The following is a 25821-nucleotide window of genomic DNA, read 5'->3' as shown; positions in this document are numbered from 1 at the left end:
CTATGTACGCACAAATGGTGGAAACCGGCCTGAGCACCGTACGCACGGCCGACGACATGGCCGCCGACGAGCGCGCCTTCCAGGCCCGCATCGACGACGGCGTCAAGATCGAGGCCAAGGACTGGATGCCGGATGCCTACCGCAAAACCTTGATCCGCCAGATTTCCCAGCACGCGCATTCCGAGATCGTCGGCCAGCTGCCGGAAGGGAACTGGGTCACGCGCGCGCCGACCTTGAAGCGCAAGTCCATCCTGCTGGCCAAGATCCAGGACGAGGCGGGCCATGGCCTGTATCTGTACAGCGCCGCCGAAACCTTGGGCGTCTCGCGCGACGAGTTGCTGGCCGCCCTGCACAGCGGCAAAGCCAAATACTCCAGCATCTTCAATTATCCGACCCTGTCGTGGGCCGACATGGGCGCCATCGGCTGGCTGGTCGACGGCTCGGCCATCATCAACCAGATCCCGCTGTGCCGCTGCTCGTACGGCCCGTATGCGCGCGCCATGATCCGCGTCTGCAAGGAGGAGTCGTTCCACGCGCGCCAGGGCTACGACATCATGATGTCGCTGGCACGGGGCACGCCGGAGCAAAAGGCGATGGCGCAGGATGCGCTCAATCGCTGGTGGTGGCCGTCGCTGATGATGTTCGGCCCCTCGGACGCCGAATCGGTTAACAGCGCGCAATCGGCGCAGTGGCGCATCAAACTGTTCTCCAACGATGAACTGCGCCAGCGCATGGTCGACCAGACCGTCCCGCAGGCGGAGTTCCTCGGCCTGACGGTGCCGGACCCGGACCTGAAATTCAACGCGGAGACCGGCCACTACGAATTCGGCGCCATCGACTGGAGCGAATTCCACAACGTCTTGAAGGGCAACGGCCCGTGCAACCGCGAGCGCCTGCGCACCCGGGTAAAAGCCTGGGAGGACGGCGCATGGTTCCGCGAAGCGCTGGTCGTCCACGCCGAAAAGCAGGCCACGAAAGCCGCCGCTTGATCGGATCCACGTAGGGCGGATTAGCGAAGCGTAATCGGCCCAAAGCGCAGCCACCAGCAAAAAAAGGAGGAACAAGACATGAGCAAAGAATGGCCCCTGTGGGAAGTCTTCATCCGCAGCCAGCACGGCCTGGCGCACAAACACGTCGGCAGCCTGCACGCCCCGGACGCCGAAATGGCCGTCAACAACGCGCGCGATGTCTACACGCGCCGCAATGAAGGCGTCAGCATCTGGGTGGTGCGCGCCGCCGACATCGTCGCCAGCAGCCCAAGCGACAAGGGCGCGCTGTTCGAGCCGGCCAACAGCAAGGTCTATCGCCACCCGACCTTCTTCCCGATGCCGGCCGAAGTCAAGAACCTGTAAGCGGAGCGCATCGTGGATAACAAAGTCAATTACCTTCTGCGCCTGGGCGACAACGCCCTGATACTTAGCCAGCAGCTCTCGCAACTATGCGGCAAAGGCCCCGCGCTGGAGGAGGACATGGCGCTGACCAACGTCGCGCTCGACCTGCTCGGCCAGACCCGCCTGTGGTACGAATACGCCGCCGAACTGGAAGGCGCCGGCCGCGACGAGGACAAGCTGGCCTACCACCGCGACGCCCATGACTTCAAGAACTGCCTGCTGCTCGAACAGCCGAACGGTAACTACGCCGACACCATGATGCGGCAGTTTTACTTCGACACCTGGCACTACTTCCTGATCGAAGGCCTGACGCGCAGCGCCGATCCGCGCATCGCCGCCATCGCCGAGAAATCGCTCAAAGAAGTCACGTACCACCTGCGCCGCAGCGGCGACTTGATCGTGCGCCTGGGCGACAGCACCGAACTGGCGCACGCGCGCACGCAGGCCGCCGCCGACGAGCTGTGGATGTACAGCGGCGAAGTGTTCGCCTACGACGCCATCGACAACGCCATGGTGGACGAGGGCATCGCGCCGCCGGCCGACGAACTGCGCGCGCAATGGCTGGCGCACGTTGCCGAGATCTTCACCGAAGCCACCTTGACCATGCCGCCGGCCGACGCCTGGATGCAAAAGGGCGGCAAGCAGGGGCGCCACACCGAGCACCTTGGCTACATCCTGGCCGAGATGCAGTTCCTGCAGCGCGCCTATCCCGGCGCCGAGTGGTAGGAGTATCAAGATGACTGCCGCTGTTTTAGAGCCCCCCGTGTTGAACTCCGCCCAGGTCTGGTCGTGGCTGGCGGAGGTGTCCGATCCCGAAATCCCGGTCATCTCGATCGTCGACCTGGGCATCGTGCGCGACGTGCGGCTGGACGATGGCGCCTGCACGGTCACCATCACGCCGACTTATTCCGGCTGCCCTGCGATGCAGGTGATCGCCGAGGCGATCACCGAGGCGCTGCACGCGCATGGCGTCCTGGATGTGCGCCTGCAAAACCAGCTGTCGCCCGCCTGGACCACCGACTGGATGAGCGAGGAGGGCAAGGCCAAGCTGTCGGGCTACGGCATCGCGCCGCCGGCCGAACAGGTGATCGACATCAGCGGCCTGACGGGTGGTCCACGCGGCGCGCTGGCGGCCATCTCGCGCCGCCCGCAGCCGCGCCTTGCCATCGCCTGTCCCAATTGCGGCTCACACCACACCGAGGTCACCAGCCAGTTCGGCTCCACGCCTTGCAAGGCGCTGTACAAGTGCCTGGACTGCCGCGAGCCTTTCGATTACTTCAAGTGCCACTAACGACCATGAGCAAATTCCACCCGCTGACCGTCTCGCAAGTGCGCAACGAAACGCGCGACACCATCGCCGTCACCTTTGCCCTACCACCCGAGCTGCAAGACAGCTTCCGCTTCCAGCAGGGGCAGCACCTGACCTTGCGCGCCATCATCGATGACGAGGACGTGCGCCGCTCTTACTCGATCTGTTCGGCCGTGCAGGACGGCGCGCTGCGCGTGGCCATCAAGCGCACGCAGGGCGGGCTTTTCTCCAGCTGGGCAAACGAGTCGATCAAACCTGGTTTGACGCTCGACGTCATGCCGCCGATGGGCCATTTCAACGTGCCGCTGGACGCCGCCAACCACAAGCACTATCTGGCCTTCGCCGCCGGCAGCGGCATCACCCCCATCCTGTCGATCATCAAGACCACGCTGGCGGCCGAACCGCACAGCCGCTTCACGCTCTTTTACGGCAACCGCGCCTCGTCGTCGGTGATCTTCAAGGAAGAACTGTCGGACCTCAAAGACACTTACATGGACCGCTTGAAGCTGGCCTACGTCATGAGCCGCGAGCAGCAGGACATCGAATTGTTCAACGGACGCATCACCAAGGACAAATGCGCGCAGTTCCTGCGCCACTGGGTACGCGTGGACGATATCGACGTCGCCTTCATCTGCGGTCCGGAAGACATGATGCTGGGCGTATCCGAAGCGCTGCAGGAAGCCGGTATGCCGAAGTCGAACATCAAGGTCGAACTGTTCGCCGCCAGCATCCCCAAACACCAGCACAAGCCGCGCGCGCTCGATCCGGCTGCGGCGCGCCACGAAACCGAAGTCACCGTCATCATGGATGGTAGCGCCAGCAGCTTCACCATGGACCAGGACAAGGAATCGCTGCTCGATGCCGGCCTGCGCGCCGGCATCGACATGCGCTATTCGTGCAAGGGCGGCGTGTGCTCCACCTGCCGCTGCAAACTGCTCGAAGGTAAAGTCGACATGGACGTCAACTACGCGCTGGAAGACTATGAGATCGCGCGTGGCTATGTCCTCAGCTGCCAGAGCTTCCCCATCACCGATAAAGTCGTCATCGACTTCGACCAGGCCGAATAAAACGGAGACGCCATGAACTACGAGAACATCCTTTTTGAGATCAACGACGGCATCGCCCAGCTCACGCTGAACCGTCCCGACAAGCTCAATAGCTTCACGCAGGCGATGCATGACGAGGTGCGGCACGCCGTGCACAAGGTCGGCACCGACAAGAGCGTGCGCGTGTTGATACTCACCGGCGCCGGGCGCGGCTTCTGCGCAGGCCAGGATTTGTCGGACCGCGCGGTGGAGCCGGGAGCGCGTGCCGTCGACCTGGGCGACTCTGTCGAAAAGAACTACGCGCCGCTGGTGCTGGCGCTGCGCGGCTTGCCGATGCCCGTCATCTGCGCCGTCAACGGCGTGGCCGCCGGCGCCGGCGCCAATCTCGCGCTGGCGTGCGACATCGTCCTCGCCGCCAAGTCGGCATCGTTTGTCGAAGTGTTCTGCAAACTGGGCCTGATCCCGGACACCGGCGGTACCTACTTCCTGCCACGCCTGATCGGCAGCGCCCGGGCGATGGGCCTGACCATGTTGGGCGAAAAACTCAGCGCCGAGAAAGCCGAAGCCTGGGGCCTGATCTGGAAAGCGGTGCCGGACGAGGAACTGGCCGCCGAAACCATGGCCATGGCACGCCACTTCGCCACCGCGCCAACCAAGGGCCTGGCCTTCACCAAGCAGGCGCTGTACGCCAGTCCGCACAACACCTTACAACAGCAGTTGACGCTCGAATGCGGCATGATGAGCGAACTGGGTCGCACCGAGGACTACCGCGAAGGCGTCGCCGCCTTTATGGAAAAACGCGCACCGCAATTCCAGGGGAAATAAGCATGGCAGCTTTGAGCAAGGACCGCCTGGTCGCCGTCATCGGCAGCGGCGCCATGGGCGCAGGCATCGCGCAGGTGGCCGCGGTCGCCGGCTACACCGTCAAGTTGTACGATACCCGTCCCGAAGCGGTGGCCAAGGCCATCTCCGATATCGCGCTGGTGTTCAACAAGCTGGTGGCGAAGGAGCGCATGAGCGCCGTCGACGCGGCGGCGGCAATCGCCCGCCTGCGGGCAGCCGTCACGCTGGACGATGTTGCTGGCGCGGGTCTAGTGGTTGAAGCCATCGTCGAGAACCTGGACGCCAAACGCGGCCTCTTCGCCGAGCTGGAAGCGTTCGTCGCCGACGACTGCATCCTTGCCACCAACACGTCGTCGATCTCGGTCACCGCTATCGCCGCCAAGCTGCGCAGGCCGGAGCGACTGGTCGGCATGCACTTCTTCAATCCGGTGCCGTTGATGGCGCTGGTCGAAGTGATCAGCGGCCTGGCGACCGACGCCGCCGTCGCGCAAACCGTCTGCGACACCGCCGCGGCGTGGGGCAAGAATCCGGTGCACGCCAAATCGACCCCGGGCTTTATCGTCAACCGGGTCGCGCGGCCGTTCTATGCAGAAGGTTGGCGCCTGCTCAACGAGCAAGCCGCCGATGCCGCCACCATCGACGCCGTCATGCGCGAAGCTGGCGGCTTCCGCATGGGGCCATTCGAGTTGATGGACCTGATCGGGCATGACGTCAACTTCTCGGTGACGCAATCGGTGTTCAATGCCTACTTCAACGACCCTCGCTTTACGCCGTCGGTGCTGCAGCAGGAGATGGTCAACGCCGGATATCTTGGTCGTAAATCGGGACGGGGTTTTTATCTCTACGGCGACGGCGCCAGTGCTTTGCCGCAGCCGCAAACCGAAGCCGCGCAGCCGGTGCCGGAGTTCGTCAGTTACACCGTCGAACAGGGGGCGAAGGCCGGCGCGCCGCGCGTCGCGGGCAGCGCTGCGGCCGACGCGCTGGCCGAACGTCTGCGCGCGGCAGGTATCAACGTCACCCATCGACAGTCGCCGGAGGCGCGCGGTCACGCCGCCGGTGCGGATGGCGCGCCCGCGTTCCACTGCAACGGCGCCGCCGTCTACCTGACCGACGGCCGCAGCGCCACCGACCGGGCGCGCGACAACCAGCATCCGGATACCGTTCTGTTCGACCTGGCGCTGGATTACGCCACCGCCACCCGCATCGCCGTCACCTGCGCCGATCAATGCTCTCGGGCCGCGTACCAGTCGGTGGTGGGCCTGTTCCAGGCCGCCGGCTTTGCCGTCACCCGTCTGGAGGACGTTCCCGGCATGGCCGTCATGCGCACCGTCGCCATGCTCGCCAACGAGGCTGCGGACGCCGTCAACCAGGGCGTGTGCAGCGCCGAGGCGGCGGACATCGCCATGCAGAAGGGCGTCAACTATCCGCGCGGGCCGCTCGCGTGGGCGGATTCGGTAGGCATCGGCCAGATCGTCACCGTGTTGACCAACCTGGCCGCGAGCTACGGGGAGGACCGTTATCGGGTCTCGCCGCTGCTGCGCCGCAAGCACGCCAGCGGAGCCGGTTTTCATGCATAAGCCACTGCCTTCGATTCCGTCTTCGGCCGATGCGCAAGCGTTGGCGGAGAAAGTCGCCGACGCGATGTTCTCGCGCGATCCCGCCTCCAAGGGGCTGGGCATGACGATCAACGCGGTCGGTCCTGGTCGCGCCAGCATGTCCATGACCATACGCGCAGATATGCTCAACGGCCACCAGAGCTGCCACGGCGGCTTTATCTTCACGCTGGCCGACAGCGCGTTCGCCTTCGCCTGCAACAGCTACAACCTGAACACTGTGGGCGCCGCCTGCACCATCGATTACCTGGCGCCGGGCAGGCTGCACGACGTCCTCACCGCCGAAGCGGTGGAGCTGGCGCTGAACGGCAAGAGCGGCGTCTACGACGTCAAGGTCACTAATCAGGAAGGCCGGACGGTTGCCCTGTTCCGGGGTAAGTCGCTGCGCGTCGGCGGTGAAGTCATATAAATACGGAGGAGACACCGATGGTGCAACGCATTCCCGAACCGTCCGATCTGGAGCCGATCGAGCGCGCCAGCAAGGACGAGCTTCAAGCCTTGCAGCTGCAACGCATGCAGTGGTCGCTGAAGCACGCCTACGACAACGTCCCGCACTACCGCGCCGCCTTCGACGCCGCCGGCGTGCATCCCGACGACCTGCGCACGCTGACAGACATCGCCAAATTCCCGTTCACCGGCAAAAAGGAACTGCGCGACAACTACCCGTTCGGCATGTTCGCCGTGCCCCAGGACCGGGTGGTACGGGTGCATGCGTCGAGCGGCACAACAGGCAAGCCGACGGTGGTCGGCTACACGCAGAACGATATCGACACCTGGGCCAACGTGGTCGCGCGATCGATCCGTGCGGCTGGCGGACGTCGCGGCGACATGGTGCACATCTCCTACGGCTACGGCCTGTTCACCGGCGGTTTGGGCGCGCACTATGGCGCCGAGCGGCTTGGCTGCACGGTGATCCCCATGTCCGGCGGCCAGACCGAGAAGCAGGTGCAACTGATCCAGGACTTCAAGCCGTCGATCATCATGGTCACGCCGTCGTACATGTTGAACATCATCGAGGAGTTCCAGCGCCAGGGGCTTGACCCCGCCGCCAGTTCGCTCAAGGTCGGCATTTTCGGCGCCGAGCCTTGGACCGATGCCATGCGCGCCGAGATCGAGCAGCGCGCCGGCATCGACGCGGTCGACATCTACGGCCTGTCCGAAGTCATGGGGCCGGGTGTCGCCAGCGAATGCATCGAGAGCAAGGACGGGCCGGTGATCTGGGAAGACCATTTCTACCCGGAGATCATCGATCCCGAAACGGGAGAAGTGCTGCCGGATGGCGAGGAGGGGGAACTGGTTTTCACGTCGCTGAGCAAGGAGGCGCTGCCGATCATTCGCTATCGCACGCGTGACCTTACACGGCTGCTGCCGGCCACCTCGCGCTCGATGCGCCGCATCGGCAAGATCACCGGCCGCTCGGACGACATGCTGATCATCAGGGGCGTCAACGTCTTCCCCTCGCAGATTGAAGAACTGATACTCAAGATGCCCAAACTGGCCCCGCAATATCAGTTGATCGTTTCCCGCGACGGACATCTGGACAAGCTGGATGTGCTGGCCGAACTGCGCGTCGAAGCGGGCGACCTGCCGGCCGGCGAAACCGAGGCGTTGGCCCGTGAGCTGGAACAACGCATCAAGACCAACGTCGGCGTAACGACGAAGGTGCGACTGATGGCCGCGAACGGCATCGAGCGCACGCTGACCGGCAAGGCGCGCCGCGTGGTCGACCAGCGTCCGCGCGACCGGGCCTGAGGGGCGAACATGGTCAAGGTCTATGAAATCAATGGCGTTACCCCGGTTGTCCATCCGACCGCTTACGTGCATCCGAGCGCGGTGCTGATCGGCGACGTCATCGTCGGACCACGTTGCTATGTCGGTCCGCTGGCGGCGCTGCGCGGCGACTTCGGACGGCTGGTACTGGAGGAGGGCGCCAACCTGCAGGACACCTGCGTCATGCATGGCTTTCCCGGCGCCGACACTGTCGTCGAGCAGGACGGCCATATCGGCCACGGCGCGGTGCTGCACGGTTGCCGCATCGGCCGCAACGCGCTGGTGGGCATGAACAGCGTGATCATGGATAACGCCGTCATCGGCGCCGACAGCATCGTCGCCGCCATGACCTTCGTCCGCGCCGGCATGGAAGTGCCGGCCCGCAGTCTGGTGGTGGGCACGCCGGCCAAGGTGATGCGCGAACTGCGCGACGACGAGATTCAATGGAAGACCGCCGGCACCGGCCAATACCAGGAGCTGGCCGTGCGGTCCATGCAAACCATGCGCGAGGTCGACGCGCTGACCGAAGTGGAAGCGGACCGCAAGCGCATCGAGTGGGAAAGCTCGCTGCCGCTGCACCTGCATAAGAACGCCTCGGCATAAATCACGGAGAAGACAACATGTCACGAATTTCAACCCCGGTATCAACCCTGCAAAGCCTGATCGGCGGCCGCTGGATCGGCCGCGAAGCCTCGACGCCGCTGCACAGCGCCTTGAATAACTCGCTGATCTACCACACCCACGCCGAGCGGATCGACTTCGACGAAGCCGTCACGTACGCCCGCAAGACCGGCGTGCCGGCATTGATGAAACTCGACTTCCAGCAGCGCGCTGCGCGCCTGAAGGCGCTGGCGCTGTATCTGGTCGGCCGCAAGGAGGAGCTGTACGCGATCTCGCACCTGACCGGCGCGACCCGCGCCGACAGCTGGGTCGATATCGAAGGCGGCACCGGCACCTTGTTCGCCTACGCCAGCATGGGCGGGCGCGAGCTGCCGTCGTCGAACGTGCTGCACGAAGGTCCCGCCATGGCGCTGGGTAAAAACGGCGGCTTCTCCGGCACCCACATCCTGGTGCCGCGCGGCGGCCTGGCGGTGCACATCAACGCCTTCAACTTCCCGATCTGGGGCCTGCTGGAGAAGTTCGCCCCCAGCTTCCTGGCGGCGATGCCGTGCATCGGCAAGCCCGCCACCGCCACCAGCTACCTGACGGAGGCGGTGGTGCGCATGATGCACGAATCCGGCCTGCTGCCGGAAGGGGCGCTGCAACTGGTCATCGGCAGCACCGGCGACCTGCTGGACCGCCTTGGCGGCGCCGACGTGGTCACCTTCACCGGTTCCGCCGATACCGCCGCCAAGCTGCGCGTTAACCGCAACCTGATCGCCAACTCGGTGCCGTTTACCGCCGAAGCGGATTCGCTCAATTGCGCCATCCTGGCGCCGGACGTGACGCCGGACGACGCCGAGTTCGACCTGTTCGTCAAGGAGGTCGCGCGCGAGATGACCGGCAAGGCGGGGCAGAAGTGCACCGCGATCCGCCGCATCATCGTCCCGGAGAACATGGTCGACGCGGTCGGCACGCGGCTGCGCGAGCGCCTGGCCAAGGTCAGCGTCGGCGATCCGTCCGTCGAAGGCGTGCGCATGGGCGCTTTGGCATCCAGGGAGCAGCAGCGCGATGTCGGCGAGCGGCTGGCGATGCTCGCGCGCGGCAATGAGGTGCTGTTCGGTGAGAGCGACGGCTTCAAGCCGGTGGGCGACGGTGTCGCCGATGGCGCCTTCTTCGCACTCACGCTGCTATTGTGCCGCGACGGCATGGTGAACGACGCCGTGCACGATGTCGAAGCCTTCGGTCCGGTCAGCACTATCATCAGCTACAACGGCATCGACGAAGCGCTGGCGCTGGCCGCGCGCGGCAAGGGCAGCCTGGTGTCGACCCTGGTGACCAAGGAGCCGGCCATCGCCGCCTACGCCGTGCCGGTGGCCGCCGCCTCGCACGGGCGGGTGCTGATACTGGAACGTGAAGCGTCGGTCGACTCCACCGGCCACGGTTCGCCGCTGCCGCAGCTCAAGCACGGCGGTCCGGGACGCGCCGGCGGCGGCGAGGAGCTGGGCGGCATCCGCGCGGTGCGCCATTTCCTGCAGCGCGCGGCCGTTCAGGGTTCGCCAACGATGCTGGCGGCCGTCACCGGCGAGTACGTGCGCGGGGCCAGGGTGCAGGAGAGCGAAGTGCACCCGTTCCGCAGACACTTCGAGGACCTCAAGATCGGCGACTCGTTGCTCACTCACCGCCGCACGGTCAGCGAAGCCGACATCGTCAACTTCGGCGGCGTCTCGGGTGACTACTTCTACATGCACTTCGACGATATCGCCGCCAGGGACACGCAGTTCGGCAAACGCATCGCGCATGGCTACTTCGTGCTGTCGGCGGCGGCCGGGCTGTTCGTCTCGCCGGCGCCGGGCCCGGTGCTGGCCAATTATGGGCTGGACAACCTGCGCTTCATCACGCCGGTCGCCATCGGCGACACCATCCGCGCGCGCCTGACCTGCAAGCGCAAAGTGGACCGCAACCGCACCGACGACAAGGGCGTCGGCCAGGGCGTGGTCGCGTGGGACGTGCAGGTCACCAACCAGAACGACGAGCTGGTGGCCAGTTACGACATCCTCACCCTGGTGATGAAACGTTCGTGATGGGGGAGGGGTGCTTTCCTTTTTGACTGCCGCCGGTCACAATAGCGCTTTATTTTTAAGCAGGCGGCAGTCATGGCGAGCACCATCACCAAACACAAAATCGTTCTCAACCCGCTGGAAAACCCGCGCAGTTGGCTGACCATCGCGGTGGCGGTGTTATGTCTATTTGTGGTAACGCAGCTGCCGCGTGGCTGGGATCTGGTCGGCGTGCTGCGGATAGTGTTGCTGGGCTTTGCCGGCTACATCGCATCGGCGGCGATCGAGCATCTGCCGGTGCGCGGCATGGTGTCGGCGGAGAGCAGCACGGCCTTCCTGGGCCGGATCGCCCAATTCGGCTACATCCCGGCGGAGGAAACGGCGCAAGGCCGCACCTTCGTGCGCAAGAGCGCCTCGCCGCTGCGCGCGATGTTCGGCCCGATCATCGTCGGCCGGCCGGTGGGCAACGAGTTCCCCGTCACCGTCCCGCTGCGCTTCCACCGCGCACTCAAACGCATCCAGGCTTAAACGTTAGAAGCACCACTAAAACACGTAGGGCGGATTAGCGAAGCGTAATCGGCCATGGTTGAGTAGCTGGCGGCTCAACCATGGCCGATTACGGCGTTCCGCCTAATCCGCCCCGCGTTATCAACATCAAATCGTTAGCTGAGGACGACTTTCCGGAAAACCTCGTACCCCACCAGCGCGAAAAAGATATACGCGCACCAGGGAATGACAAACGACGGCACCGCCGCGATGTAGATCGCTTTGTCCAAGATCGTGTAGATCGAGGAAAAGGCGAAAGCCGCCGCCAGTACCCAATTCTTCTGTTTCGTGAAAAGGCCGACACACGTTATCGATGCGGCCAGGCTGAGTATCGTCGCAGTCTGCATGGTGATTCTCAGCGCGCCAGGCCAAACGGATCGTCGATGCTGTGCGCAGGCTCGGTGAACCATTTCGGACCGTTCTCGGTCATGTAGAAATGGTCCTCATGGCGCACGCCGAATTCGCCGGGGATGCAGATCATCGGCTCGTTCGAGAAGCACATGCCCACGTCCAGCGGCGTCTTGTTGCCGCCCACCAGATACGGCCACTCGTGGATATCCAGCCCGATCCCGTGGCCGGTGCGGTGCGGCAGGCCTGGCAGCTTGTAGCCCGGGCCGAAACCGTCGGCTTCCAGCGAACGCCGCGCCGCCTGGTCCACTTCCTCGCACGGCACGCCCAGTTGCGCCGCGTTGAAGGCCGCCAGTTGCGCCGCCTTCTCGCTGTTCCACACCGAACGCTGACGCTCGCTGATCTCGCCGTAGACGTAGGTCCGGGTGATGTCGGAGATGTAGTTATGCAGCTTGCAGCCGGTATCGATCAACACAGTGTCGCCCGGTTTGAGCGTCTGCACATAGCTCACGCCATGCGGATACGCGGTGGCCTCGCCAAACAACACGATGACGAAATACGAACCCGATGCGCCGACCTTGCGGTGCGCGCGGTCGATGAATTCCTCCACTTCGACGGTGGTGATCCCTTCGCGCAGAATGCTGGCGGCGGCCACGTGCACCGCCATCGTCATGTCCTTGGCACGCTGCATCAGGGCGATCTCGTTGGCCGATTTGCGGGTGCGGCAATGCGCGGTCACGGTACTGGCGTTCTCCAGCGCGTAGCCTTCGGCCAGCGGGCGGATGCCGTCGTAGATAAAGAAGGCAGCGCTTTCGCAAATGCCCACGCGCGGCGCTGTGGCGCCAGCGGCGGCGGGCGCGATGCCCATGCGCTTGAGCGTATCGACGAACAACTGGTACGGGCTTTCGTGCTCGTGCCAGCAGTTGACCGCGCCCTCGACCAGCATGAAGTCCTTCAGCGTGCTTTCTTCGAACGCCGGGGCGATGTATTCGACCGCGCCGCTGGCGGGGATGATGGCGCCGACCATGCGTTCGCTGGCATGCCACTTGGTGCCGGTGAAGTAGGTCATGTTGGCGCCGGCGTTAACATAGATCGCCGCGATGCCCTGATTGCGCATGAAGGCCTGGGCGCGTTCGACGCGCTGCAGATGCTCCTCCTTGCCGATCGGGACCGCGCCTGCGGTCATGTCGGATAACGTCGACAAAGCCTGCTCTATGGTCTTTCCGCCAATAGTCATTTTTTTAACATCCCTGTTTGAGTTTTCGAACGCGCGCGGAACCGGCCCGCGACAGCCCCCGATGATAGCAGTTTTGCGCGGGGCACCTTTCCCCTCCGTCTTGCTCCGTCATCGTGCCGTAACAAGCAAATGCTAGTGTGCCGGCTTCTCCGCACTCACTTTCAGGACAATAGCATGCAGCGCAAAAAAGCCTTCTCCACCCGTCTCCTGTTGATTCCGACGGCCGCCGCGATCCTTGTCGCGGCTGTCGCCTGCGGCGGGGGCGACGAGCCGGTGGGCAGCAATGTGCCGCCGTTGCCGAGCGGCCGCTGGATCGCCGGCGATCTGCACACCCACACCACGCAGTCGGCCGACGCGGATGTCAGCCAGACGCTGGACAAGGTACTGGGCAAAGCCTTCACCACGTTTGGCCTGGACTGGATGGCGGTGTCCAACCACCTGCGCGTATCGACGCGCGACGAGAAGGGCGCGAAGCTCGATACCTCGATCCCGATGTCGGTCGGCGTGGAGCGCTACGAGATCCCGCGCGTGCAGGCATTGCAGGCGGGCGGCACCTACGCCGACAAGCTGATTTTCAGCGGCTTCGAATGGGATATGCCGACCCACGACCATATTGGCGTCGGCATCTTCCAGGGCACGGATAAGCTGACCGCCAGCGTCAAGGGGATGAAGGAATTCGAATACCTGTTCACCACCCGCGACCCGGCCATGTTCGACGCCGCCGACGTCGCCGTGTGGAAGGCGAAGTACGGCGAGACCCGCTACAACAAGACCGCCGACGACGCCCTCAAGGCGATCAGCTGGTTGAAGGACAACTATCCGGACACCAGCTACGCGGTCATCAATCACCCGTCCCGCAACAAGGGCAGCTACACGGTCGATGATTTCCGCCGCTTTAACGACATCGCGCCGAACATCATGTTCGCCATCGAAGGCATGGTCGGCAACCAGATGGAGCCGGATCGCGGCGGCTACACCGCCGCCTACACGCCGGAAAACGCGCCGCTGCGCGCCTACGGGGGCGTCGATTACGTGGTGGCCAAGGTCGGCGGCGTGTGGGACGCGCTGCTGGGCGAGGGACGCCGCGTCTGGAACCTGACCGATTCCGACACCCATTTCAAGATCGTCAACGGCAACAGCAGCGGCTACTTCCCGGGCGAGTACGCGAAGAACTACGTGTTCAACGCCGCGCAGGGTGCACCGGCCATGAAGGACCTGCTGCAAGGTCTGCGATCGGGAAAAATGTTCTCGGTCTACGGTGATTTGATCAACGCGCTGGACTTCAACCTGGCCAGCAGGGATGACCGCAAGGAGATGGGCGGAGAGCTCAAGGTCGCCAGCGGCGAGAAGGTGGTCGTCACGATCCGCTTCAAGACGCCGGCGAAGAACAACTACGAGAAGCCGGTCGACAGCGGCACCGCCGCCAACGTCAAACCGGTGGTCGACCACGTCGACCTGATCGTCGGCGATGTGGGAACCAAAGCTGCGCAGGGCAGCGCGGCATACAGCGTGGCCACCAACGCCAGCACCAAGGTGGTCAAGCGCTTCACCAGCGCCGACTGGAAGGTCGACGCCGACGGCTACTTCACCATCAGCTACGAGACCACCGCCACCAAGAACCAGTATTACCGCCTGCGCGGCACCAATCTCGGCACCGATGTCGCCGGCTTGACGCAGGGCGGTGAACCGCTGGCGGATCAACGCACCGGCACAACCGACAACACCCAGCGCTTCAACGACATCAACGACCGTAACTACCGCAGCCTGTGGTTCTATTCGAACCCGGTGTTCGTCACGCTGCGGTAACCGGACCAGCCCTTACTTGGCGAGCAGGCTGACCTTGTCGAGGACGAAGGAGGTTTTCAGCGATGCGTTCTCGCGCATCGCGAAGTGCAGGGTCACCTGCCTGCCCTTGAACTCGCTGAGGTCGAAGGTGCGGACCTTGTAGCCGTCGGCGGCATCGACATTGGAGTAGGTGGCCAAGGTGCGCAGCACCCGTCCCAAGCTGCCGCGCACCGTGACCACCAGCGTGTCGTGGGCGGTGTTGGTTGTATCGGCGCTGTCGACGTGCAGCGCGAAGCTCAGCTCCGCGCTGGTCGCTTCCGCCGGTATCGTCACCGCCTGGGTCAGCGTTTGACTGGTGCGCCGGCCCTTGCCGCCCATCCAGGCGAAGCGCGTGCCTTCGTGCGCGGTCTGACCGGACAGGCTGCCGATGGTACTGGTGGTGCCGCGCCAGCCGGTGGTTCCGTCTTCGAAGCCGCCGTTGACCACAAGTTCGGTGGCGTCCCCGCCGCCACCGTCGCCGCCTTCTTCATCGATATCGGCGCCGACGTTGATGGCCGCGTAGGCGCGCTTGACGGCGATGGCTTCCTTGGAGTCGGCCCCGTACAGCTCCTGCGCGGATGCCAGCACCTTGTTGCGGGCGTCCGCATAGTTGGTGGACGACGTGAACTTGGTGGTCAACGCCTTGAACCAGATGCGATAGGCCTTGTCGTTGCCGATGCCGCTCATCGCCGCCGGCTTCTTGACCAGGTATTTGCTGTGATGGTCGGTGGCCGGATCGGCGTTGGATCCCATCGACAGGAAGTAGAACATGCGGTTATTCGGCCCGCTGGAGTGGTGCACGTCCAGGTTCTTGAGGGAGCTGCTCCAGGCATCCGCACTGCTTCCATCCTTGCTAGGCTTGTACATCCAGCGCAGCGGCTCGCCGCTCTTGCTGATCTCCTTGCCCGTCATCCAATCGTTGCCGGTGGCGGGCACCACGTTGCCGGTGCCGCCGGCGCGCGCGTAGGCTTCCACCATGTCGCCGCCGATGTCGGAGTTCGACTCGTTCAAGCCGCCGGACTCGCCGGCGTAGATCAGGTCCGCGGTGGAGGCGGTGACGCCGTGCGACATTTCGTGGCCGATCACGTCGATCGATCCGAGGCTGAGGAAGAAGGAGCCGTCGCCGATGTACATGCACTTGCATCTGTCGTCGTAGAACGCGTTATCGTAGTTCTTGTCGACGTGGACGGCGATGTGGGTGGCGGTGTTGTTCCCGTCGAGCGACTGCCATCCCAGCACGTTCTTGTTGGTGTCGTAGGTGTTCATCAGGCCCCATAAGGCGTTGACGGCGGCGGTCTGGCCGTTGGCGTCGGTGGTGCTGCCGCCGTTGTATTGCAAGCCGTCGCCCCAGTTGTTGGTGCTGTTCGTGTAGACGCTGCCCGGATTGGGGTTGTTGGACGAACTATGATCGGCGTTGGTGATGGCCATGCCGCCGAATTTGCCGCCGGTGCCGCGCAGCGGGTCCAGCATCTGGAACATGCCGCCCGATTGCGATGTACTGATCGGCACCACGCCGTTGTACTGGCTCTTGCCTTGGCCGATGACGGTTTGCAGCGCCTGCCATTGGGTGATGATCGCGCCGGTCTTGGCATTGACCACGGTGTCGTAGTAGAACGGCTTGCCATCCTGCGCCATGCGGGTCCGCACATAGTAGGCCAGCTCGTGGCGCTCGACCACATCCTGGACATCGAGCGCATTGAGTTCTGATTCGGGTTTGTTGGCCGCCGAGGCCGTGCGCACCGTTTTCATGATCGGATAGAGCAGCAGTTCGGCGCTTGGCGTCCAGCGGTGAACGCCGCGCGGCGAGACCGATCTCACGGCGACGTCGATCGCTTGTTCGGACGTTAGCGCCGGGGTCATGTCCACTGGCGTCGCGGCCGCGCTGGGCACCAGGCCGGGGCGCCGGTCCGACACCGAGGAGCTGACGATGTCGCCGGCGTTGTTGGTCACCACCACCGACTCGGAGCCGAACACCCGCAGGCCCTTGTAGGTATGCTGCGCGCGCGTGATCTTCTGGCCGACGACGCCGGGATGTTGGACGCTGATGCGGAAGCTGTAATCGGCCGGGATGCCGCGCGACCTTTCGAGCGCCGTCAACTTCGATACCAGGCCCGCGCTCTCCTGCGGGGATGGGGGCGCGATCGGCGCCGCCATCAGCTGGATGCCCGGTTGCGCACCGGCGGTGGCGGCCATGGCGGCGGTGGCGATGCATGCGGCAATGCGTGTGGCAACGCGTGTGACGAGTAAGGGCGTGTGCAGGTTCATCTCATCCTCCGAATCCGTTCCGGCGGGCATCGATTGATGGCGCCGAGTCCGCAAAAGCGGATGACCCACGCTAGACCGTCCGCGCGGGTGGCGTTATGTCACAGATCAAAATATTATTAATTATGCACTACTTCTGATTGACGCCCTGGGAGGCCGTGAAAAGATCATGGGGATAGGTGAAGACCCAATCGGCGTAGCGCGACTTCCTGGCCAGCCCCGCATCGTCGTCGTCGAAGTTGTCCTGTTTGATCGGCCGCTGCGTCGACGTGGAGCGGATGCCGACGATGCGGCCCTGCTGCAGCACCAGATGCCATTCAGCCTTGCCGGTGACGGGATCGGTGTACAGCCGGCGCAGGTGGCGCCTGGGATTGGCGAAGCGCGGGTCCTTCAGCAAATCCTCCATCGTCAGCGGATACTGGTTCTGGCCCGCCGCGCCGGCGTTGTAGTAGCGCTCCAGCGCATGACGGAACTCGTGGCCGATGAAGAGCAGCTCGCGCTCCTTGTCGCGCCGCGCGGCGGTCGCGTACAGCTCCGCGCCGATGGTCAGGCCAACGCCCATGAACGCCACCAGCATCAGCGTCCACAGATAGGCAAAGCCGCGCTGGTGTAGCTTGGGGAGTTGGCTAGAGCTGTTGATATGGCGTGCCATCGCGCGTCTTTCCTTTGGCGCCGCTGCGGATGTCGGCCACGCCGGGCTTCTCGGCGTCTGCGGACGGCAGCAATTGCCAAGTCGCTGCGGATTCCGTCACCGGGTCCAGCGGGATTTTGCGGAAGTAGTGGTGGTTCACCAGATCCGCCAGCGCGGCCGGGTATTCGCCATTGTCGGCGTAGTATTTGTCGATGCCGCTGCGCAGAACCTGCAGGTTCTCCCTCAGCGCGATCTCCCGCGATTTGTCGACCGAGCTGAAATAGCGGGGCAGGGCAATCGTCAGCAGCAGCGATATGATCGCCAGCACCACCAGCAGTTCGACCAGTGTGAATCCCTTGTTTGTGCGGTTCATGACGTCACCATAGACGGAGCGGAATGCCGTTCAATCCCGTTTTTGTGGAACGGGAGCTGATGTCGAAGACGTCCTCGCCCTCGGTCGGGTTGTCCGGCGGCGAAGCATAAGAGCGCAGCGCCCAGCCGCCGCCTGCTCCGCCGCTGGCGAAGCCGTTGCCATTGCCGTCGGGCGGCGCGAAGGGATCGCGCGGCAGGCGGCGCAGGAAGTACATGTTCTGCTTGCGCGGGCTGCGCAGGTCCGGCACGCCGTTGACCAGATCTTCCAGCTTCTTCGGATAGCCGGAGTCGCCGATCGCCAATTTGATGCGGCCGTTGTCGGCGGCCCGCTTGTAGGCGTCGATGGCTTCGCGGATCTCGATCAGCGCGGTGCGCAGCTGGCGTTCGTGCTCGCGCTGCACCGCCACCTGCGCCATCGGCGCGGCCACCATGGCCAGCGTGGCGAGGATGGCCAATGTGATCATCAATTCGATGAAGGTAAAGCCACGCTGGCTTGCCCTGGGCATGGCTATTGCCCCTTCTTCGGCGCATAGGGCGCCTGGCCGGTGGGCTCGGGCTTGGCCGCCTGTGGCATCAGCGCGCTATCGGCGCCGGTCATGCCCGAACCGCTGCTTATCGCCGGGTTGTCCGCAGCCGGTTGCGTGGGCGCGCTGTCTTGCACCATGCCCTGCGCCATGTCACCGGCCGAGGCCAAGGTGACGCCGGCCTGACCGCGTCCACCGACATCGGATTCGGTGCCCGAGTAGAATTCCGCCGCCGGTAGTTCCGGACGCTGTATCGAGCGCAGGATGCGCGGCGTGATCGACAGCACGATCTCGCTGCGGGTCGAGTCGTCCTTCTGGCTGCCGAACAGGCGGCTCATCATCGGCAGATCGCCGATGCCCGGAATCTTGTTGGCCGTGGTGCGATCCTCGTCGTTGATCAGGCCAGCGAGCACCTGTGTCTCGCCATCCTTCAGCCTTAGCACGGTGGCTGCGCTGCGCGTGCCGATCTGGTAGGCCTGGGTTCCGGATTTGCTGATGATCTCCTTGACCACGCTGCTCACCTCCAGGTTGATCTTGATGGCCACCTCGTCGTCCAGATACACGTTCGGTTCGACATCGAGTTTCAGGCCCACGTCCACATAATTGACGCTGTCCGCGCTCACGCCATTGTTGGTCGTCACCGTGATCACGGGCACGCGGTCGCCGATCAGTACCTTGGCCTTATCCTTGTTACGCACGCGGATGCGCGGATTGGCCAGGATATTGCTGTCCGTGTCGGTCTTGTTGGCATTGAGTTTGACGGAACCAAGTTCCAGTCCAATCTTGCCGCTGTTGATGTGCCGCAGATCGCCCACGTTCAACGCCCCGAACTCGCCGCTGCCCAGCAAGGTCAGGCCGGCCGAATCGGGCCAGCGTATGCCCAGCTCCTGGCCGCGCGTGCGCTTCACCTCCAGCACCTCCACCTCCAGCATGACTTCCGGATCCGCCACATCCTGCATGGAGATGATCCGCTCGGCCATGCGGATCATGGCGGGCGTGTCGCGCATGATGATGCTGCCGATACGTTCATCGGTGACGATGTCCCTGGCCTTGAGCAGCGTCTTGAGCGAAAACGCAACCGTCTTGACGTCGGCGTTCGCCAGCAGGAAGTTACGCACCACCAGCTGCTGGTAGTCCTTCACCTTTTGCGGATTGTTCGGATAAATGGTGATGGAACGGTCGCCGGTGATGCTTTGCTCCAGCTGATTGGCGCTGAGCAGCATGCCGATGGCCTCCTCGATGCTGGTGTCGCGCACCGAGATCGTCGCGCGCAGCGCCGGATCGACCTCGCGGTCGAAGACGAAATTCAGGCCGGACACCTTGCCGATGAAATCGAACACCGCGCGCACCGGCGCGTCGCGGAACTCCAGCGTGACGGGTTTGCGGTAGGCGGCGGCCAGACGTCCACTAGCTGGCCGCAGGCGCGTCTGCGCGTCGTTCAAGCGCGCCTTGAGCCGCAGCAGGTCGCGCTGGCCCGGGCGCTGTGCCAGCACGGGGCGCAGCAGTTCCTGTGCCTGCGCCAGATCCGCTTCGCCGCCGCGCTGGTAAAGTGCTTCGGCGTCCGCCATCACCTGCTGGTGGCGCTGGTCCTGCGTCAGCGCCGACAGCCCCTGGCGCGCGACCTGGTTGGCGGGATCGATCGCCAGCGCCTGCTCGTACTGCTTGGCAGCTTCGGTGCCCTGGCCCTTGAGGCGCAGCGCGTCGGCGCGGCTGTTCATGGTGTTGACCAATTTGAGCCTGCGGTTCAGTAGCACGATGCGGTATTCGGCGTTGTGCGGGTCTTCCTTGGCCGCCTGTTCCAGCTTGGCCAGCCCCTGGTCGATCTGGCCGGCGTCCAGCAGCGCGTTGCCTTCCTTGAAGGTCTGGTTGCCTGCGCAGGCGCACAGCAGTAGGCTGGTTGCGATCACGTGGAAGCGCGTGGCGATGGTCTTGTTCAATTGGTGTCCCCTACGACGAGAGATTGTTTCTGATTGAGCGGCAGATAGATGAAGTTCATCGTGTCGCCGCTTACGCTGTCGAGCAGGTAGCTGTCGTTGATTCTTTCGCCGGGACGGGCGACCACGTTCTGACCGTCGATCTGCAGGAAGTAGGCGGTCTTGCCCTCGTCGGAGAAGCGTCCCATGAACTGGAACGGCAGCGGCGGCGGACCGGATGGCGTGGCGCGCTGGCGCGCTGGCGCCGATTGTTCCGCCATCACCTTGAGCGGCGACTGCGGCGCCCAGCTTTGTTTGGCGAACACGTTACCCAGTTCATCGTCGGCGACGCGGGAGTGGATTTGCAGATCGACGCCGACCGGAGGCGCCGCCTGCACGGCGGTGATTTCCGCAGGAAGCGCGTCCGGTTGCGGAGCGCTGGCGGGGACCGAGACCTCGCGAGTGGTGGCCGCCGCCGGACCCACCACGCCGCCATCCTGCTCCGGCGCGAACCACGCCGCCAGCAAGGTGGCCACGGCCGCCGTGCCAAGTACGATTTTCCTCATCGCCGCTCCTCCTGTCGCCGCACCAGCAGAACGAACTGGATGCGGGCTTCGACATCGCCCGCCTCGATTTGCTCACGCTTGAACGCGACCGACTCCAGCGTCAGCGTCGGCAGCGTTTGCAGCGCGGTGATGAGGAAGCTTTGCACGTTGGCGAAATCGGCTTTGACGGGCAGCGTGATCCGGTAGCGCAGGAATCCGGCGTTGGCGTCCTGCTCGGGTTTGTATTCCGCCTTGGAAAGGGGGATATTGCTTTGCTGCGCCACCCGCACCAGTTCCTTGAGCTGGTCGGGAATCGCGTCATGCGGCGGCAGATGATTGAAGAACGCGGCGACGCCGCTGGCGGTGGTGACCACCGGGGCGGGGGGGATCGCGGCCGTGCGCGCGGCGGTGTTCAGCTGCTCGGTCAGGGCGATCAGCTGCTGTTCCAGTTGCGTCGCGTGCCATTGAGCCAGCAGCGCAAGCAGGGCGCAAGCGATGCCGACGACGGCACCGGCGCCGGCGAGACGCATCCGGCGCCGCGCCTCCCAAACCAGCCGGCCCGCCAGATTGGGGGCTATGTTCAGCTTTATAGCTTTGCCGGGTTTTACTGCCGCCATTGCGCCTCCAGCTGGAATTGATACGGACGTTCACCGCCGGCGCCGGCTGCCGCGCTGGTTATCTCGTGCTTGAGCAGGTACACCGACCGGAACATCCTTTGTTGATTGAGGAAGGCGAGGTAATTGATCATGTCTTGTGCGGTTTCCGCTTCGGCGCTGATCTTTAAAGTTCCGGCCGGCGTCGATAGCGCGGCCGCTTCGCCGTCCTGCGCAGGCTCGCCATTCAGATCGAGTCCCAGCAGGGCGATGCGCATATCCTCGCGGGCTTCGATAGTCTTGAGCAGCCGCGTGACAGGCAGGTTCAGTTGACGCACCGCCTCCGCCACCGCCTTCACCTGAAGGTCCATTTGCTGCTGCTGGGCCGGCGCCAGGGCGGGGCGTGTGAGGCGTTGCGGTTGCAGCGTTGCCGACTGCGCGTCCAGCCGTGCGTGCAGACGAGCGACGGTTTGTCGCTGCGCCGTCCAGTTGATGGCCGCCGGCAGAAGCATCAGCAATCCGACCGCAAGCACAGCCAGCCGCCAGCCGGTTAGCGGCGCTGCGCGTGGAATAAAATCAAGGCGGGTCATGCCGCGACTCCCGATGAAGCGGTCGCCGGCTGCGGCGCCATCACGGCGACGCCGAATGGGTTGGCGACGATACGGAAGCGCGGCGGCAGGGTATCCGCGACCAGTTGGACGATGGCGCCGGACGCGATATTGGGACCAATACCGGGGGCGGTGCCCGGATCGACCACGGCGACGTGCTCGATGGCGGCCAACTCCGGCAGGCGCAGGGTCCAGCGCTGCCAGGCTTGCGGCAGCTCCTGCCGCCATGCTCCGCTGGCCGGTTGCGATTGGATCGCCACGATTCGTCCCCGATCCAGCGCCGCCATGGTGATACGTCCGGGTTCGATCAGCGCCAGGGCGGCGGAGGGCGCGCGTGCATCCTCCGCCGCCAGAGAGCGCAGCGCTGTGCAGAGCAGGGGTTCGACGACGCGGCACGAGTGACCGCATTCTTCGGCCAATTCCTTGAGCGCGTGCAGCAACGTGGCGTCGATGCCGCAGACGACGCGCGCCTGCCCGTAAGGCGCGTCGTCGCCGACGACATGCCAGCCGCGCGCGGCGTCGCCATAAAGGGCGGTCAGTTGCGATTGCAGGAAGTGCGCGGCGCCCGGTTCCGACAGCAGCGCTTCGCTCCACGGTGCCACCACCATATGGCTCCAGCGACCGGAGAGACTGATTTCAAGCTGCAGGCCTGCCCATGTCGCCGCCGATTCGATCAGCAACGCGCGCAGCGCATCGAGGCTGGCTTGCCAATGCCCGCCTGGATTGACCAGCGCGATTTGCTGCGCGCTGCCCTCGATGACACGGCTGCCCTGGCGCACAACGCAAGACAGCTGTTGCGGCGCCAGCAGAATATGCAGGCGGCGCCCGGCAAGGGGGCGTAACCTGGCCGACTGGAGAGGCCGGGTCAGACGTTCAATAAGTGACACGATTGAGCTCCAGTAAAGTGGTTTCGCCCTGCCGCACCAGATCCAGCCCGGCGCTGCGCGCCAGGCGGAATCCCATCGTCGCGGCTTCCTCCTTCATGCGCGAGACCGGCGCGCGGGTACAGATCATCTCGCGCATGGCGTCGTTCAGTATCAGCACTTCGGCCACCGCCTTGCGGCCCTTGTAGCCAGTGCCCCGGCAATGACCGCACCCCGCGCCGGCCTTGAAACGCCATTCGCCCACATCCTCCCGTGCCAGGCCGCTGTCCTTCAAGTCCTGCGGATCTGGCTCGATATCGACCGCGCAATGCTCGCAATTGAGCCGCAGCAGCCGTTGCGCGACGATGCCGTTCAACGCGGCGGCAAAGCTGTACGGGTCTACGCCCATGTGCAGGAAGCGGCCGACAACGTCGAACACGTTGTTGGCGTGGACCGTCGTGAAAACCAGGTGGCCCGTCAGCGACGCCTGCACCGCAATCTGCGCCGTTTCGTCGTCGCGGATCTCGCCGATCATGATCTTGTCCGGATCGTGGCGCAGGATGGAGCGCAGACCGCGCGCGAAGGTCAGGCCCTTCTTTTCGTTGACGGGGATTTGCAGCACGCGCGGCAGGCGGTACTCCACCGGGTCTTCGATGGTGACGATTTTGTCGCGGCCCGTGTTGATCTCGGTGATGGCCGCGTACAGCGTGGTGGTCTTGCCGGAGCCGGTGGGCCCGGTCACCAGCAGCATGCCGTGCGGCTTGGCGGCCAGGCGCCGGATTTGCACGATGGCGTCGCTGTTCAGGCCCAGGTTTTCCAGCCGCAGCGCCTGCGCCGCCTCGGTCAGCGCGCGCCGGTCCAGCAACCGCAGCACCGCATCCTCGCCGAAGATGTTGGGCATGATCGAGACGCGGAAGTCGATCTCGCTGCCTTTCACGCGCACCTTGAAGCGGCCGTCCTGCGGGATGCGGCGCTCGGCGATGTCCAGTTCCGCCAGCACCTTGATGCGGGAAATGATCTGCTCCGCCATCTGCAAGCCCTGCACCTGGCCCGCCTGCACCAGCACCCCGTCGACACGGTATTTGATGATCAAACTGGCCGCGTCGCACTCGAGGTGGATATCGCTGGCCTGGAATTTGAGCGCGTCGTAGATGGTCGAGTTGACCAGCTTGACGACCGGGCTGCTGTCTTCGCTGATGCGTATCAGCGAGATGTCCTCGATGCTCTGATCGAGGCCGGACAGCTCGCCGTGGCTGCCGTCCTCCATCATGTCCTGCATGGCCTGCTGCACGTTCTCCTGCTGCGCCAGATAGGCGGTCAGGTCGTCCGGATGCGCCAGCGCCACGGTGTAGCCGGCGCCGATCGCGTAGTCGGCCCACTGCAAGGTGTCGTCCGCGAACGGATTGCCGATCACCAGCACCAGGGCGCCGCCATCGGCGCGCAGCGGCACGCATTCGCGCTGGGCGCAGTCGGTGAAGGACAACAGGTCGAAGGCCGGCAGCGCCGCCTGCAGCCGTGCCATCGGCCAGGCCGGATAGCAGAACAGCTGCGCGAGCTGGCGCGTAAATTCCTCCGGCGTCAGGCCGGACATTTCCTCCATCACCGTCATCGGCGGACGGCCCTGCGCCAGCGCGTCGGCGCGCGCGCTATGCAGCATGTCGGGGCCGAGGACGGCCGGTTCGCGTGCATTCATGACAAACTCCCCGCCAACTCGAAGATCGGCATGTACATCAACACCACCACGCCGCCGATCACCACACCGATCAGCGTCATCAAAACCGGTTCCAGCAGGCGCGAAGCCCAGTCGACCCAGCGCGCGAACTCCTCGTCGTGGAATTTGGCCGAGCGTTCCAGCATGTCGCCCAGGCGACCCGTGTTCTCGCCGACCTTGAGCAGCGATTGCGCCACCGGGGTGGCCAGCGCGTTCTGTTCCAGCGCGGTGGAAAAGGGCAGCCCCTGTTCGACCGCGCGGCGGGTCTGCACCAATTGCGATTGTTGCGAGGGCAGCAGCATGGCGTTGGTCATCGCCAGCGCCCTGGCGAGCGGGATGCCCGCGTGCAGCAGCAGGCTGAGGGCGCGGTAGAAGCGCGACAACCGGAATTCCGCCGCCTTGGCAGACAACACCGGCAGCCGCAGCACCGCCAGCACCAGCCGCTGTCGCAGCGCGGCGTTGGTTATGCCGAGCACCGCCGCCAGGCTGACGGCGGCCAGTGCGCCGGCGCACAGCCAGGGATGGGCGGCCAGGGCCTGGCCGAAGCCGAGCAGCATCTGCGACGCCCAGGGAATATCGCGGCCGGAGCCTTCATACACCACGCTGAATTTTGGCACCACGTACCCGAGCAGGAATAAGGTGACCAGGCTGCCGACCACCAGCAGCATGGCGGGGTAGATCGCCGCCGAGACGAGCTTTTTGCGGATGGCGTCGAACTGCAACTGGTAGCCGACGAAGCGCGCCAGCGCCTCCGGCAGATTGCCGGAGCGTTCGGCGGCGCGCACGGTGGCCACGTACAGTTCGGGGAATACGGCGGGGAAGTCCGCCAGGGTGTCGGAAAAGCTCTTGCCTTGCTGGAGCGAGCGCTGTATTAGCGTCAGTGTCGCGCGCGCGACTGCGCGGGTTTCCTTGTTGAGCAGCGTGGCGGTGGCCTCGCTCAGATTGAGTCCCGCTTCGAGTAACGCCAGTAGCTCCTGGCTGAATTGCAGCAGCGGGAAGGGCTGCTTTCCGATGCCGGGGCGTACACGCTCCCCCGCACCGGTGTTGCCGGTGCTGATGGTGCTATCGATGGCAAGCACGCGCCAGCCGCTGCGCGCCGCCTGCCGGACCGCCTCCGCCTCGCTGGCGGCGTCGATCGCTATGGTTTGCCGGCCCCCAGGCCCGCCCTGCACTTGTAATCGAAACTGCATCGCATACTTTGCATACCGAGTG

Annotated in this window: 26 protein-coding genes; 13 read left to right on the top strand and 13 right to left on the bottom strand. The window is 64.7% G+C overall.

Annotated features, from left to right (window positions below; translation table 11 throughout):
- The first annotated feature begins 2 nt into the window (after positions 1-2).
- The 12 genes from paaA (at position 3) to NHH88_29860 (ending at position 11160) form a co-directional block, all read left to right on the top strand.
- Positions 3-989, top strand: a complete 987-nt coding sequence (gene paaA / locus NHH88_29915; protein ID USX13815.1) for a 1,2-phenylacetyl-CoA epoxidase subunit A — start codon at positions 3-5, stop codon at positions 987-989.
- A gap of 78 nt (positions 990-1067) precedes the next feature.
- Positions 1068-1352, top strand: coding sequence for a 1,2-phenylacetyl-CoA epoxidase subunit B (gene paaB, locus NHH88_29910; GenBank protein USX13814.1), 285 nt, complete (start codon positions 1068-1070; stop codon positions 1350-1352).
- Positions 1353-1364: 12 nt separating this feature from the next.
- Entirely contained in the window at positions 1365-2117 is a 753-nt protein-coding gene (paaC, locus tag NHH88_29905; protein USX13813.1) for a phenylacetate-CoA oxygenase subunit PaaC, read from the top strand.
- Positions 2118-2127: 10 nt separating this feature from the next.
- A complete protein-coding gene (gene paaJ / locus NHH88_29900) occupies positions 2128-2682 on the top strand; it encodes a phenylacetate-CoA oxygenase subunit PaaJ (GenBank protein ID USX13812.1) in 555 nt (184 codons plus the stop codon).
- Between the two features lie 5 nt (positions 2683-2687).
- The gene (gene paaK, locus NHH88_29895; GenBank protein ID USX13811.1) at positions 2688-3767 is read left to right on the top strand and encodes a phenylacetate-CoA oxygenase/reductase subunit PaaK; all 1080 of its coding nucleotides are present in this window, start codon (positions 2688-2690) and stop codon (positions 3765-3767) included.
- Between the two features lie 12 nt (positions 3768-3779).
- The gene (gene paaG, locus NHH88_29890) at positions 3780-4571 is read left to right on the top strand and encodes a 2-(1,2-epoxy-1,2-dihydrophenyl)acetyl-CoA isomerase PaaG (protein ID USX13810.1); all 792 of its coding nucleotides are present in this window, start codon (positions 3780-3782) and stop codon (positions 4569-4571) included.
- A 2-nt stretch (positions 4572-4573) separates the two neighbouring features.
- Complete coding sequence (paaC, locus tag NHH88_29885; GenBank protein ID USX13809.1) at positions 4574-6166, top strand: 3-hydroxyacyl-CoA dehydrogenase PaaC; 1593 nt, start codon at positions 4574-4576, stop codon at positions 6164-6166.
- A complete protein-coding gene (paaI, locus tag NHH88_29880) occupies positions 6159-6611 on the top strand; it encodes a hydroxyphenylacetyl-CoA thioesterase PaaI (GenBank protein USX13808.1) in 453 nt (150 codons plus the stop codon). The genes paaC (NHH88_29885) and paaI overlap by 8 nt, the downstream gene beginning before the upstream one ends.
- 17 nt (positions 6612-6628) lie before the next feature.
- Positions 6629-7954, top strand: coding sequence for a phenylacetate--CoA ligase (paaF, locus tag NHH88_29875; GenBank protein USX13807.1), 1326 nt, complete (start codon positions 6629-6631; stop codon positions 7952-7954).
- A gap of 9 nt (positions 7955-7963) precedes the next feature.
- Entirely contained in the window at positions 7964-8575 is a 612-nt protein-coding gene (paaY, locus tag NHH88_29870; GenBank protein USX13806.1) for a phenylacetic acid degradation protein PaaY, read from the top strand.
- 17 nt (positions 8576-8592) lie between these two features.
- The gene (gene paaZ, locus NHH88_29865) at positions 8593-10656 is read left to right on the top strand and encodes a phenylacetic acid degradation bifunctional protein PaaZ (protein ID USX13805.1); all 2064 of its coding nucleotides are present in this window, start codon (positions 8593-8595) and stop codon (positions 10654-10656) included.
- Positions 10657-10728: 72 nt separating this feature from the next.
- Positions 10729-11160: a hypothetical protein gene (locus tag NHH88_29860; protein ID USX13804.1), complete on the top strand. Its 432-nt coding sequence runs from the start codon at positions 10729-10731 to the stop codon at positions 11158-11160.
- A 134-nt stretch (positions 11161-11294) separates the two neighbouring features.
- On the opposite strand, the gene NHH88_29855 is transcribed toward NHH88_29860, so the two are convergent.
- The gene (locus tag NHH88_29855; protein USX13803.1) at positions 11295-11525 is read right to left on the bottom strand and encodes a hypothetical protein; all 231 of its coding nucleotides are present in this window, start codon (positions 11523-11525) and stop codon (positions 11295-11297) included.
- 8 nt (positions 11526-11533) lie between these two features.
- The gene (locus tag NHH88_29850) at positions 11534-12763 is read right to left on the bottom strand and encodes a Xaa-Pro peptidase family protein (protein USX13802.1); all 1230 of its coding nucleotides are present in this window, start codon (positions 12761-12763) and stop codon (positions 11534-11536) included.
- 174 nt (positions 12764-12937) lie between these two features.
- Here NHH88_29850 and NHH88_29845 point away from each other — a divergent pair, with 174 nt between their 5' ends.
- The gene (locus NHH88_29845; protein ID USX13801.1) at positions 12938-14569 is read left to right on the top strand and encodes an S-layer protein; all 1632 of its coding nucleotides are present in this window, start codon (positions 12938-12940) and stop codon (positions 14567-14569) included.
- A gap of 12 nt (positions 14570-14581) precedes the next feature.
- On the opposite strand, the gene NHH88_29840 is transcribed toward NHH88_29845, so the two are convergent.
- The 11 genes from NHH88_29840 to NHH88_29790 all read right to left on the bottom strand — a co-directional run bounded on the left by NHH88_29840 (position 14582) and on the right by NHH88_29790 (position 25799).
- On the bottom strand, positions 14582-16852 hold the full coding sequence (locus NHH88_29840) for a M4 family metallopeptidase (GenBank protein USX13800.1): 2271 nt from the start codon (positions 16850-16852) through the stop codon (positions 14582-14584).
- A 127-nt stretch (positions 16853-16979) separates the two neighbouring features.
- Positions 16980-17501 carry a type II secretion system protein gene (locus NHH88_29835; protein USX13799.1) on the bottom strand — a complete coding sequence of 174 codons (522 nt, stop codon included), beginning with the start codon at positions 17499-17501 and terminating at the stop codon, positions 16980-16982.
- Positions 17476-17853 (bottom strand): type II secretion system GspH family protein, encoded by a 378-nt coding sequence (locus NHH88_29830; GenBank protein ID USX13798.1) that lies wholly within the window; start codon positions 17851-17853, stop codon positions 17476-17478. Before NHH88_29830 ends, NHH88_29835 begins: the two co-directional genes overlap by 26 nt.
- Before the next feature lie 4 nt (positions 17854-17857).
- Positions 17858-18358 (bottom strand): prepilin-type N-terminal cleavage/methylation domain-containing protein, encoded by a 501-nt coding sequence (locus NHH88_29825; protein USX13797.1) that lies wholly within the window; start codon positions 18356-18358, stop codon positions 17858-17860.
- A 2-nt stretch (positions 18359-18360) separates the two neighbouring features.
- A complete protein-coding gene (locus tag NHH88_29820) occupies positions 18361-20313 on the bottom strand; it encodes a general secretion pathway protein GspD (protein USX13796.1) in 1953 nt (650 codons plus the stop codon).
- On the bottom strand, positions 20310-20855 hold the full coding sequence (locus NHH88_29815) for a hypothetical protein (protein ID USX13795.1): 546 nt from the start codon (positions 20853-20855) through the stop codon (positions 20310-20312). The genes NHH88_29820 and NHH88_29815 overlap by 4 nt, the downstream gene beginning before the upstream one ends.
- Entirely contained in the window at positions 20852-21451 is a 600-nt protein-coding gene (locus NHH88_29810) for a hypothetical protein (GenBank protein ID USX13794.1), read from the bottom strand. The genes NHH88_29815 and NHH88_29810 overlap by 4 nt, the downstream gene beginning before the upstream one ends.
- The gene (locus tag NHH88_29805) at positions 21439-22017 is read right to left on the bottom strand and encodes a hypothetical protein (protein USX13793.1); all 579 of its coding nucleotides are present in this window, start codon (positions 22015-22017) and stop codon (positions 21439-21441) included. The genes NHH88_29810 and NHH88_29805 overlap by 13 nt, the downstream gene beginning before the upstream one ends.
- Positions 22014-22922 carry a hypothetical protein gene (locus NHH88_29800; protein ID USX13792.1) on the bottom strand — a complete coding sequence of 303 codons (909 nt, stop codon included), beginning with the start codon at positions 22920-22922 and terminating at the stop codon, positions 22014-22016. The genes NHH88_29805 and NHH88_29800 overlap by 4 nt, the downstream gene beginning before the upstream one ends.
- Positions 22909-24591, bottom strand: coding sequence for a GspE/PulE family protein (locus NHH88_29795; protein USX13791.1), 1683 nt, complete (start codon positions 24589-24591; stop codon positions 22909-22911). Before NHH88_29795 ends, NHH88_29800 begins: the two co-directional genes overlap by 14 nt.
- A complete protein-coding gene (locus NHH88_29790) occupies positions 24588-25799 on the bottom strand; it encodes a type II secretion system F family protein (protein ID USX13790.1) in 1212 nt (403 codons plus the stop codon). Before NHH88_29790 ends, NHH88_29795 begins: the two co-directional genes overlap by 4 nt.
- Positions 25800-25821: the final 22 nt, after the last annotated feature.

Source organism: Oxalobacteraceae bacterium OTU3CAMAD1 (assembly GCA_024123915.1).
In the GTDB taxonomy this organism is placed as follows: domain Bacteria; phylum Pseudomonadota; class Gammaproteobacteria; order Burkholderiales; family Burkholderiaceae_D; genus Rugamonas.
Note: the sequence above shows the minus strand (reverse complement) of the source record. Positions and strands in the feature narration are given on the sequence as shown.